An 11,722-nucleotide genomic window follows, 5' to 3' on the forward strand; every position below is an offset into this window, starting at 1 on the left:
CGTTAAAGGGAGAGATATGTTTAATGCAAAAATCCTCATCGTTGATGAGCATCGTTTGGTTGCCGCCGGCGTGCAGGCTTTATTATTAATGAATGGATTTAATTGTGTGACTACTGCACACACAATTAACGATGGTATTGATGACATTATTCATCATCACATCGATATTCTTATATTAGATCCTGATTTTAAAGAAAAAAATGGCATCGCTTTTTTACGTGACATCGTTAAATCCAAAACATGGATGAAGGTCATACTAATCAGTCAGGGTGGAAACAATCATCTTTCTATACAGCCTCTTAGTCAGGTAGCGAACGGGTTCGTATCAACATACGATCCTATTCAAACGCTGATCGCCGCTATTGGTTGTGTATCAAACAATGTGAATTATCTGCCGGGCGATATTCTGGACAAACGCCAGCGCTATGCGAATGAGCAAGATATGCTTTCTCGCCTGACAGAACGTGAAAATTTAATTTTACGACAACTCGCACAGGGGAAATCAAATAAAATCATCGCTTCCGAGTTAGGGCTTAATAATAAAACCATCAGTACTTATAAAACTAAAATATTCCAGAAACTGGAATCAAAGAATTTGGTCGACATTATCGAACTTGCACGTCGCAATGGTGCGTGTTGAAAGAAAAATCAAGACTAGTCTTGCTGATTAATAGCGTTATGGCGTGGCATGATCTGCCTCGTCCTAACCCGGGACAGTATTAAAATAGATTGAGTTTTACAGAAATTAATAACCACAGAGCTAATTTATTAGCCCCTTCTTCATGCTATTACAGGGCGAGTAGGTTTCTTCCCGTGCCTGCCGAAAGGAATCCTATACTTTCGTCTGCGACTTACCGCCCTGCTTTTTTTTGATGCTTCTCACAGGCTGAACGCCACACACTTCCTTCCCTGCAAAATCCCGCTAGAGTTCACTCATCCGACCACTTTCTGAGTATGTGATCATGTCTGAACATTATGCCCGCCTGTTCGCTCCGCTGGATTTGGGCTTCACCCAACTCAAAAACCGTTTCCTGATGGGTTCGATGCATACCGGATTGGAAGAACACGACGAGGGCGCAGCGCGTCTGGCGGCGTTCTACGCTGAGCGCGCGCGTGAAGGCGTGGCGCTGATTGTCACCGGCGGAATCGCGCCCAACCCGCAAGGCGTGGTTGCACAAGGCGGTGCGATTCTCAACCAGGAAAGTCAGTGCGACTGGCACCGCGTCATCACTGATGCGGTGCATGCAGAAGGCGGGAAAATTGCGCTGCAAATTCTGCATGCCGGCCGCTACAGCTATCAGCGCGATCTGGTTGCCCCCTCGGCATTACAGGCGCCAATCAATCCTTTTACGCCGCAAGCGCTCAGCGATGCAGAAATTCAGCAAACCATTCAGGACTTCGCGCACTGCGCCAAACTGGCACAACAGGCCGGCTATGACGGCGTGGAGATCATGGGCTCGGAAGGTTATCTGATTAACCAGTTTCTGGTAGCGCATACCAATAAGCGTGATGATGACTGGGGCGGCGATGTGGCGCGACGCCAGCGCTTTGCCTTAGCCGTGACGCAAGCGGTGCGAGATGCCGTCGGCAGCGACTTCATTATTATCTTCCGCCTGTCGATGCTCGATTTGGTCAATAACGGCAGCTCGCTGGAAGAGACGCTATCGCTGGCGCAAGCGCTGGAGCAGTGCGGCGTAACGCTGTTTAACAGCGGCATTGGCTGGCATGAAGCGCGCATTCCGACCATCGCCACATGCGTGCCGCGCGCCGGTTTTGCCTGGGTCACGCAGCATCTGCGTGACCGCGTATCGGTGCCGGTCATCGCCACTAATCGCATCAACCATCCCGATGTTGCAGAACAACTTCTGCGTGATGGCATCGCCGATATGGTCTCGATGGCGCGCCCTTTCCTCGCCGATGCGGCTTTCGTCCGTAAAGCCGAAACCGGCCAGCCCGATGCCATCAACACCTGCATTGCCTGTAATCAGGCCTGCCTCGATCAAATCTTTGTCGGCAAAGTCACCTCTTGCCTGGTTAATCCGCGCGCCTGCCACGAAACGCTGATGCCGGTCATCGCCACCGAACAGCCGAAGCAGTTAGTAGTAATTGGCGCGGGGCCCGCGGGTATGGCATTCGCGCTGCAGGCGGCGCAGCGCGGCCATCAGGTCACGCTATACGAAGCCGATGCGCAAATTGGTGGGCAGTTTAATATCGCCCGACAGATTCCCGGGAAAGCCGAATTTAGTGAAACGCTGCGCTATTTCCGTCACCAACTTTCTGCCGCAGGCGTGACGATTAAAACGGAACATCGCGTCAGCGCAGACGAACTGGAAGCCGCTGACGAAGTGATCATCGCCACCGGTATCTTGCCGCGCCAGCTGACGATTCCTGGCATCGATCATCCCAGCGTGCTGAGTTACCTCGACGTAATACGCGATAAAAAACCGGTGGGAAAACGCGTGGCGATTATCGGTGCGGGCGGCATTGGTTTTGATACCGCCGAGTTTCTGCTGCATCAAACCAGCCATGACGATTTTTACCAAAGCTGGGGCATCGACCGCAGCCTGCAGGCGCGTGGCGGTTTGATTGCGCCACAGCCTCAGCCCGCCGATCGGCAAATCTGGCTGCTGCAGCGCAAATCCGGCAAGCCAGGCGCAGGCTTAGCGAAAACTACCGGCTGGATCCACCGCGCCAGCCTGCAGGCGCACGGCGTACAGATGTGGGGCGACGTCGAATATTTGCAGATTGATGATGCAGGACTGCATCTGCGTCATCAGGGCGAAGCGATTACGCTGGCGGTGGATAACGTGGTGATTTGTGCCGGACAGGAACCGCTGCGCCTGCTGGCGGACCAGCTCAGCGCGCGTGGCAAATCCGTACGTGTGATTGGGGGTGCGGATGTGGCGCAGGAGCTGGATGCTCGCCGCGCCATCGCTCAGGCGACCGAACTGGCGCTGAGTGTGTAATCAGCGCAGTTTGACCGAACGCAGCACTACAAACTTGGCGTTGGACGCCACCAGCTCGCAGTTGCCAAACAACTTTTTCATTTTGACGTGATAACCGAGGTGGCGGTTGCCAACGATGCGCAACTCGCCGCCATACTGCAGGCAGCGTTTCGCATCGCGCAGCATTTGCCACGCCAGATGATCGGTCACCGCGTGCTGCTGATGGAACGGTGGGTTACACAGCACCGCGTGCAGGCGATCGGACGGGAAGCCACTCAGCACGTTGTTAACGCGGAACTGGCAGCGCGCCATATCCTGCGGACGGTTCACTTCCACGTTCAGTTTGCTTGATGCCACCGCCATGTAGGATTCGTCATAAAACAGCACGTCCGCGTTCGGATTCTGTTCCAGCGCCAGCAAGCCAATCACGCCATTGCCACAACCCAGATCGAGAATCTCACCTTCAATGTCAAAAGGCAGATGCTGCATAAAGAAGCGTGCGCCCACATCCAGCGACGCGCGGGAAAACACGTTGGCGTGGTTGTGGATCTGGTATTCAGAATCATCCAGCGGCCAAACGGTGGTCGCAGGCTGATCCGCTAATTGAGGCGCAGTGAAGCGGCTGTAAATCAGACGCGCTTTTTTCCACGCCAGCGAAGTTTTACTCTCGCCGAGGATGCGCTCGAACAGTTGCAGCGTGGAGTTGTGAATATCTTTGGCTTTCGCCGCCGCCAGAATCAGCGTGTCCGGCGTCACCACTTCGCGCAGTGCACGCAGTTGATGCTCGAGCAGCGCCAGCGCTTTGGGGATTTTGATCATCACCACCGCCGGCGCGGCCGGCAATGGCGCGAGGCTGTCGATAAAGTGCACCTGATCTTCATCCATCTCATTGAGACGCAGGTTCTGTTTTGCCGCCTGTTCGCTCAGCAGCGAATCGCTGACGTGCCACACCGGACGTGCGCCCAGCCCGCAGGTCAGCGCGCCAAAGCTGTCGTTGAACACTAAAACCGGTCCCTCAGGCAGCTCTTGCTGCAACAGGTATTCATCGGCGGAATCCCACGCCTGTAGCGGGCTTTCCTCACGCATTGGCGGGAAGCGGTGCAGCGTCAGCGTGCGATTGGTCAGTTCAAGTTGGCTCATGGAATCTCCGGCGTGGTACACTTTGCGCGATTTTCGCCCTAAAAAGGGGGCGCAGTATACTGTCTTTCGCCGGGAATCCCAATGTCATTAATCTATCTGCAGGGTTACCCTGAAAACATCCTCGAGCAGGTTCAGACGCTGATCGAACATGAGCGCTTAGGTGCCTTTCTCCAGCAACGCTATCCCGATACGCATAATATTGTCAGCGACCGCGCGCTCTATGATTACACGCAGGCGCTGAAAAACCGCTATATGCGCAGCGCGCCGCCGGTGAGCAAAGTGATTTGGGACAATAAGATCAAGGTGATGAAGCATGCGCTGGGTTTGCATACGGCGATTTCGCGCGTGCAAGGCGGCAATCTCAAAGCCAAAGCGGAGATTCGCATCTCCACCTTCTTCCGCCTCGCACCGGAAGCATTTTTGCGCATGATCGTGGTGCACGAGCTGGCGCACCTGAAAGAGAAAGAGCACGACAAAGCGTTTTACCAACTCTGCTGTCACATGGAACCGGATTATCACCAGCTCGAGTTTGACGCCCGCTTGTGGATGACCGACCAGGCGATGCGCGGCAACGCGGCTTAAAGAAATTCTTGCGCTTTTTGAATCAGGCTGGTTTTGGTCAGTGCGCCCATAAAACGGCGCTCCTGCGGATTATTCAGCACCGGCAAGCGCTCAAGCGTGACGCGGGCAAAGGCTTCCCAGCCTTCGCGCATGCTTTGATTCTGATAAATGCAGGGAAAATTATTGTCCATCACGCTACTGACTGGCGAATGCAGCGTGATCTCCTGCGACAATACCTTGCGTGAGATATCGTGGATCGACACCACGCCAAGAAATTGCCCTTCGCTATTAATCACATAGACATAACGTTCCCGCTTGAGTGAGCTCACCGCCAGCGCCTGTCCCACCGACTCTTCTGGCTGCAGCGCCGCGCCGGGAATGATCAACTGGTCGACGCGCATGTTATCGAAATCATACTTGGCTTCGGAACGACTGAAATGGCTGCTCACCACCGGATAAGTGCTGGACGATTGCAGGCGATACACCACCATCGACGCTAAAACCGACGCGATCATGATCGGGAACAGCAGGCTGCTATTCAGCGTCATCTCTAGCACCATCAACATCGCCATTAACGGTGCCTGACTGACCGCCGCCAGCACCGCCGCCATGCCGATCGCTGCATACAGCAAGGTATTGCCGACCGGTAAATGCAGCATCACACCCATCTGCGCCAGCGCCACGCCGAGCAGTGCGCCGATCAATAATGAAGGGGTAAACAGCCCGCCCACCGCGTTGGAGCCAACCGACAGCGTGGTCGCCAGCGTTTTCAACACCAGCAATCCCAGTAAACCCATCAAAACATATTGGCCATCAATGATTTTCACGATCACTTCGTAGCCGTTACCGAGAATATCGGTGGAGATTAGCGCCAGAAAGCCCACCGCTAATCCACCGGCGCCGAGCCGCAGCGGCAGCGAACGCACGCGACCAAACAGCGCCTTGCTGCGCGCAATCAGTTTGATCAGCAGCCAACCGGCGATACCGGCGACGAAACCAATCAGCAGCGTCATCAGCAAGCTGCTGATATCCATCTGGAACAACGCTTCGGATAAAGGATATAGCGCGCTGCGAAAACCCAACGACCACATGGTCATCACCGCCACCGCCGACGAGACAATCAGCGGAATCAAACGTTGCAGCGCCGAGATGCCAAAAGCGATTTCCGCGACAAATATCGCCGACGCCAGCGGCGCGTGGTACACCGACGAAAGCCCGGCAGCAGCAGCCATCGCCACGATATCGCTGTTGCGCAGATTGAGCGATTTCGGCAGCCAGCGCCCGATTAAACTGCCGCTCAGCGCCGATAGCTGCACCATCGGCCCCTCTTTACCAATCGACGCGCCGCTGCCGATGCTGGCAATCGACGACAGCGCACGGAACAGCGAGGTTTTGGTCGGTACCGCATCGAGCCGCGCGTTGATCACCTCCAGATAATCGGTCTGCACGGTTTCCTGTTTCTCAATCGCCACCGCATAGCGCAGGAAAAAACCGGCGACGACGCCGCCCGCGCCCACCAGCAGCGGCCAGAAGATCCACGGCCAGACATGCATCGCCACGGTGATTTCACTGTCACTGTTGAACAGCAGATGGTTAATCAATTCGATCACGCCGCGAAAGGCCAGCGTCACCAGCGAGGCCACGCATCCAACGGGGATGGCGATCAGTAATGTGGTCCAGTTCAGAGCATGTTTACTTCCACTCACCCGCGCGTCCCCGCTAAGTCGGTTAAAAAGTTGTGCGGCATCATCATATTGGAATGCGGATCTCAGGATCAAATTTCGCCTGCCTGGCGCTCAGATGAACATGTTACTCTGCCGTTTTACTTTAGCAGGAGAGCAGCACGTGATTCGTTTCGCCATCGTGGGAACCAACTGGATTACCCGCCAGTTTATCGACGCCGCACATGAAACCGGCAAGATGAAGCTGAGCGGCGTCTATTCGCGTAATCAGCAGCAGGCCGACGCTTTTGTGGTGGATTATCCCTGCAAGCTGACCTTCACCTCTCTGGATGAACTTGCCGCCAGCAGTGAGATCGATGCGGTGTATATCGCCAGTCCGAATGCGCTGCACAGTGAGCAGGCGATACTGTTTATGTCGCACGGCAAGCATGTGATTTGCGAGAAGCCGATGGCGTCTAACCTGCGTGAAGCTGAGGCGATGATTGCCTGCGCGCGCCAGCATCAGGTGGTGCTGTTCGAAGCCTTTAAAACCGCCAGTCTGCCAACCTTCCTGCAACTGCAAAAAACGCTGCCGCAATTGGGCAAACTGCGTAAAGCCCTGATCAACTATTGCCAGTATTCCTCACGTTATCAGCGCTATCTGGATGGCGAAAACCCGAATACCTTTAATCCTCGCTGGTCGAATGGCTCGATCATGGATATCGGCTTTTACTGCCTCGCCGCCGCCGTCACCTTGTGGGGCGCACCGCAGCAGGTCAAAGCGCAAGCTTCCCTGCTGGAAAGTGGCGTTGATGCGCATGGCGTGGTGGTGCTGGGCTACGGCGATTTTGATGTCACGCTGCTGCACTCAAAGGTCAGCGATTCACTGATCCCAAGTGAAATTCAGGGCGAAGCGGGATCGCTGGTGATTGAAAAGATCTCCGAATGCCAGCAACTGCGCTTTATCCCGCGCGGTGGCGAGAGCCAAAACCTGACGCAGCCGCAGCATATCAACACCATGCTGTATGAAGCCGAAACCTTTGCCAAATTGGTGGAAGCCGGTGAAGTTGAGCATGCGGCGCTAGATACCTCACGCATTACGGCGCAGCTGCTCACGGAAATTCGCCGCCAGACCGGCGTGGTATTCCCGGCGGATCAGGCTGAAATGTAAATATTGCAAAACATTTCCAGGGCCCTCTTGAAAGCGATTATCGAACTCCGTATGTTGAGCGCTGCAAAGGGGAGTAACTTGTAAGCTGATTGATCGTCATTACGATGCATTACGCATCCGGTCGTCAGGCAACCCGGAATCTATTCTGAGTTGTAAGTGAGACCTTGCCGGAAGGCGAGGTTTGCTTGCAGCACGATCAAAGCGGCTGACGTCTTCTGACTTCAGCCGCTTTTTTTATTTCTGGAAAAGGATACGACTATGCACTCAGTTGGCACACCGTTACTTTGGGGCAGCTTCGCTGTCGTAGTGCTCATCATGCTGGCGATCGACCTGCTATTACAGGGCCGACGCGGCGCACAAACCATGTCATTCAAACAAGCAGCGGTCTGGTCGCTGATTTGGGTGTCAGTTTCACTGCTGTTCAGCGCCGCCTTCTGGTGGTATCTCGACGGCACCGCCGGGCGTGAAGTCGCCACCGCGCAAACCCTCGCTTTCCTCACTGGTTACGTTTTAGAGAAAGCGCTGGCGGTGGATAACGTCTTTGTCTGGCTAATGCTGTTTAGCTACTTCGCTGTACCGGCCAACCTGCAGCGCCGCGTGCTGATTTATGGCGTATTGGGCGCAATTGTGCTGCGTACTATCATGATCTTCGCTGGCAGCTATTTGGTTACCCAGTTCAGCTGGATTCTTTACGTATTCGGCGCCTTCCTGCTGTTCACCGGCCTGAAAATGGCGCTGGCGAAAGAGGAAGATGACAGCACGGTGGGCGACAAGCCGGTGGTGCGCTGGCTGCGCAAGCATCTGCGCATGACCGATAGCCTGGACGGCGAGAAGTTCTTCACCCGCAAAAACGGCGTACTGTTTGCTACGCCGCTGCTGCTGGTACTGATCATGGTTGAACTGAGCGATGTGATCTTCGCCGTGGACAGTATCCCCGCTATCTTCGCGGTGACTACCGATCCGTTCATTGTGCTGACCTCAAACCTGTTCGCGATTCTCGGTCTGCGCGCCATGTACTTCCTGCTGGCTAACGTGGCGGAGCGTTTCTCGATGCTGAAATATGGCCTGGCGATTGTGCTGGTGTTTATCGGTATCAAGATGCTGATCGTCGAGTTCTATCACATTCCCGTCGGCATCTCGCTGGCGGTGGTGGGTGTGATCCTCGGCGGTACGCTGCTGATCAACGCCTGGGTGAACCACAGAAACGACCAGAAGAAGATCTCACCATAATCTTCTGCAGGGGCGCTAATCGCCCCTGCTTTGTTTCGCCAGTGGCAACCTTCACCTTTTATATATCTGTCACACTTCCCATCATCAGCAGATCAAAAAACCGATCTGCTGCGCATGCACAGAATTATCTCTTTCCTCATAAGCTCTTTTCCTTATACTCCGCCGGGCAAACCGTTGTGCGTGGTGGAACCGCGCACAATACTCATGACCGCGAATATAAAAAGACTGTGATATGCAAAACAACTTTATTGGACGTCTGGGCGCGCTGTTCGCAGGAAGCCTGGTAAAACAAATCATGATCGGCCTGGTGGCGGGCGTGGCGCTGGCGTGGTTCTCACGCGATGCCGCACTGGCCGTTGGCTTGCTGGGCGAGCTGTTCGTGCGTGCGCTGAAAGCCGTCGCGCCGCTGCTGGTTTTGGTGCTGGTGATCTCTTCGATCGCTAACCATCAGCAGGGACAGAAAACCAATATCCGCCCGATTATCATGCTGTATCTGCTCAGCACGTTCTTTGCTGCGGTTGTGGCGGTGATCTTCAGCCATCTGTTCCCTCAGACGCTGTCGATGAACGTCGGTGCCACGCAAATTACGCCGCCGTCGGGTATTACCGAAGTGCTGCACGGCTTGCTGATGAGCATGGTGTCGAACCCGATTGAAGCCCTGATGAACGCCAACTACATCGGCATTCTGGTGTGGGCGCTGGGATTGGGCCTGGCGTTTCGTCATGCCAGCCCAAGCAGCAAAGCGTTTCTTAATGATGCGTCGAATGCCGCGACCTGGGTCGTGCGCTGTGTGATCCGCTGTGCGCCGCTGGGGATTTTTGGTCTGGTGGCTTCCATCCTCGCCTCAACCGGTTTCGATGCGCTGTGGGAATACGCCAATCTGCTGGCGCTGCTGCTCGGCTGCATGCTGATTATGGCGCTGGTGATTAACCCGATGCTGGTGTTCCAGAAGATTCGCCGCAACCCTTATCCGCTGGTGTTTACCTGCATGCGTGAAAGTGGCGTCACCGCGTTCTTCACCCGCAGTTCAGCGGCCAACATTCCGGTGAATATGGCGCTGGCGAAGCGTCTCAATCTGGATGAAGACACTTATTCCGTGTCGATCCCGCTGGGTGCCACCATCAGCATGGCTGGCGCATCAATCACCATTACCGTGTTGACGCTGGCGGCGGTGCATACGCTGGGCATTTCGGTGGATGTTCCAACCGCGATTCTGTTGAGCCTGGTGGCGTCGCTGTGTGCTTGTGGCGCATCCGGTGTGGCCGGCGGTTCGCTGCTGCTGATCCCGGTAGCCTGCAACATGTTTGGTATTCCGAATGATTTGGCGATGCAGGTAGTGGCGGTGGGCTTTATTATTGGCGTGCTGCAGGATTCCGCCGAGACCGCGCTGAACTCCTCGACGGATATTCTGTTTACCGCGGCTGTATGCCAGGCCGAAGCCGAGCGCGAGCCGCGTCGTACGGTGTCAGAATCGGAGTAAGGTGCGGTTGTTGAATGGGTCGCCATTCATGGCGACCTGGTTTTACAAGGTCACTCCGCTTTTAAAAATGGCTAACTCGCGGAAATCGTTGCTTTCATTGCGCGCCGGTTGGCCATTGGCAATCGCCACAATCATATCGACGAAGTCCTCCAGCATCTCCGCCATGCTCATCCCTTCAATCAAACGCCCGGCATTAAAATCGATCCAGTGCGGCTTCTTCTCGGCGAGCTGCGTATTGGTGGCGATCTTCACCGTCGGCACAAAACCGCCGTACGGCGTGCCGCGTCCGGTGGTAAACAGCACCATATGACAGCCCGCGCCCGCCAGTGCGCTGGTTGCGACCGCATCGTTGCCTGGCGCACTTAACAGATTCAGTCCCGGTGTATGCAGGCGCTCACCGTACTTCAGCACATCCACCACCTGACTTTGTCCGGCCTTTTGCGTACAGCCGAGCGACTTCTCCTCCAGCGTGGTGATGCCGCCCGCTTTATTGCCGGGTGATGGATTTTCGTAGATCGGCTGCTGGTGATCGATGAAGTAGCGCTTGAAGTCGTTAATCATCGCCACGGTTTTTTCAAAGGTGGCTTCATCGCGGCAGCGGCTCATCAGAATCCGCTCAGCGCCAAACATCTCTGGCACTTCGGTCAGCACCGTGGTGCCGCCGTTGGCAATCATCTGGTCAGAGAAACAGCCCAGCATAGGATTGGCGGTGATGCCGGAAAAACCATCCGAACCGCCGCACTCCAGACCAAACTTCAGCTCACTGAGTTTGCCCGGCTGGCGTTGATCCGCACGCATAGCGCGATAGAGTTCGTGCAAGCGTTCCAGCCCCGCTTCCACTTCATCATCCTGCTTCTGGCACTCCATGAACTGCACGCGATCGCTATCGAAGCCACCGAGCGTTTCTCGGAACACATCGACCTGATTATTCTCGCAGCCAAGGCCAATCACCAGCACCGCGCCGGCATTGGGATGGCGCACCATATTTTGCAGCATGGTGCGGGTGTTCTCGTGATCCTGTCCAAGCTGCGAACAACCAAACGGATGGCTGAACAGATGCACGCCGTCAATGCCTTCGGCGTCATTGGTCTCTTTCATAAAGCGCGTCAGGATTTGCCGCGCGATGCCGTTGACGCAGCCGACGGTGGGCAGGATCCATAACTCATTACGGATACCCACTTCCCCGCTGGCGCGGCGATAGATCTGCACGTCGCGGTCGCCAGCTTGCGGCGGCAGATCGAGAAAATCGGGTTGATAGTCGTACTCATCCACGTCGCTCAGGTTGGTGCGCGCATTGCTGGAGTGAATGATCTCACCGGCCGCAATCGGCTGAGTGGCGTGCGCGATCGGCAAACCGTATTTGATCACCAGCGCGTCGGAGGCTAAAGGCTGCAGCGCAAACTTATGGCCGCGCCCAACCTCCTGCTGCAAGGTGATCGCCTGTTGATTGATTTCGACCTGGGTATTGGCTGGCAAATCGCGCAACGCCACAGCAACGTTGTCGCGTGAATGGATTCTAATAGCATCTTGCATA

9 protein-coding genes are annotated in these 11,722 nt (G+C 55.4%); 6 read left to right on the forward strand and 3 right to left on the reverse strand.

Features of this window, described 5'->3' with window-relative positions:
• Nucleotides 1–16: 16 nt before the first annotated feature.
• Nucleotides 17–640 (forward strand): response regulator transcription factor, encoded by a 624-nt coding sequence (locus HX773_RS03915; protein ID WP_176970520.1) that lies wholly within the window; start codon nt 17–19, stop codon nt 638–640.
• A gap of 322 nt (nt 641–962) precedes the next feature.
• Complete coding sequence (locus tag HX773_RS03920) at nt 963–2,966, forward strand: NADPH-dependent 2,4-dienoyl-CoA reductase (protein WP_176970521.1); 2,004 nt, start codon at nt 963–965, stop codon at nt 2,964–2,966.
• Here the strand turns inward: HX773_RS03920 and rlmG are convergent, their stop codons facing one another.
• A complete protein-coding gene (gene rlmG / locus HX773_RS03925; RefSeq protein ID WP_176970522.1) occupies nt 2,967–4,085 on the reverse strand; it encodes a 23S rRNA (guanine(1835)-N(2))-methyltransferase RlmG in 1,119 nt (372 codons plus the stop codon).
• Nucleotides 4,086–4,166: 81 nt separating this feature from the next.
• Between rlmG and HX773_RS03930 the strand changes: the two genes are divergently transcribed.
• Nucleotides 4,167–4,667, forward strand: coding sequence for a M48 family metallopeptidase (locus HX773_RS03930; protein ID WP_101762916.1), 501 nt, complete (start codon nt 4,167–4,169; stop codon nt 4,665–4,667).
• On the opposite strand, the gene HX773_RS03935 is transcribed toward HX773_RS03930, so the two are convergent.
• Complete coding sequence (locus HX773_RS03935) at nt 4,664–6,352, reverse strand: chloride channel protein (protein WP_176970523.1); 1,689 nt, start codon at nt 6,350–6,352, stop codon at nt 4,664–4,666. The genes HX773_RS03930 and HX773_RS03935 overlap by 4 nt on opposite strands.
• Nucleotides 6,353–6,491: 139 nt before the next feature.
• Here HX773_RS03935 and HX773_RS03940 point away from each other — a divergent pair, with 139 nt between their 5' ends.
• From HX773_RS03940 to sstT, 3 genes are all read left to right on the forward strand, one after another.
• On the forward strand, nt 6,492–7,478 hold the full coding sequence (locus HX773_RS03940) for a Gfo/Idh/MocA family protein (RefSeq protein WP_176970596.1): 987 nt from the start codon (nt 6,492–6,494) through the stop codon (nt 7,476–7,478).
• A 258-nt stretch (nt 7,479–7,736) separates the two neighbouring features.
• Nucleotides 7,737–8,708, forward strand: coding sequence for a TerC family protein (locus HX773_RS03945; RefSeq protein WP_176970524.1), 972 nt, complete (start codon nt 7,737–7,739; stop codon nt 8,706–8,708).
• Between the two features lie 232 nt (nt 8,709–8,940).
• Complete coding sequence (sstT, locus tag HX773_RS03950) at nt 8,941–10,188, forward strand: serine/threonine transporter SstT (RefSeq protein WP_176970525.1); 1,248 nt, start codon at nt 8,941–8,943, stop codon at nt 10,186–10,188.
• A gap of 42 nt (nt 10,189–10,230) precedes the next feature.
• On the opposite strand, the gene HX773_RS03955 is transcribed toward sstT, so the two are convergent.
• A complete protein-coding gene (locus HX773_RS03955; RefSeq protein WP_176970526.1) occupies nt 10,231–11,721 on the reverse strand; it encodes a UxaA family hydrolase in 1,491 nt (496 codons plus the stop codon).
• Nucleotide 11,722 lies beyond the last annotated feature (1 nt).

This window comes from Pantoea sp. B9002 (genome assembly GCF_013385945.1).
Taxonomy (GTDB): Bacteria; Pseudomonadota; Gammaproteobacteria; order Enterobacterales; family Enterobacteriaceae; genus Pantoea.

What these genes read in the sequence shown, in the direction of transcription:
- HX773_RS03955 (WP_176970526.1), bottom strand. Translation starts at nt 11,721, where the DNA reads ATGCAAGATGCTATTAGAATCCATTCACGCGACAACGTTGCTGTGGCG.
- rlmG (WP_176970522.1), bottom strand. Translation starts at nt 4,085, where the DNA reads ATGAGCCAACTTGAACTGACCAATCGCACGCTGACGCTGCACCGCTTC.
- HX773_RS03945 (WP_176970524.1), top strand. Translation starts at nt 7,737, where the DNA reads ATGCACTCAGTTGGCACACCGTTACTTTGGGGCAGCTTCGCTGTCGTA.
- HX773_RS03930 (WP_101762916.1), top strand. Translation starts at nt 4,167, where the DNA reads ATGTCATTAATCTATCTGCAGGGTTACCCTGAAAACATCCTCGAGCAG.
- HX773_RS03920 (WP_176970521.1), top strand. Translation starts at nt 963, where the DNA reads ATGTCTGAACATTATGCCCGCCTGTTCGCTCCGCTGGATTTGGGCTTC.
- HX773_RS03915 (WP_176970520.1), top strand. Translation starts at nt 17, where the DNA reads ATGTTTAATGCAAAAATCCTCATCGTTGATGAGCATCGTTTGGTTGCC.
- sstT (WP_176970525.1), top strand. Translation starts at nt 8,941, where the DNA reads ATGCAAAACAACTTTATTGGACGTCTGGGCGCGCTGTTCGCAGGAAGC.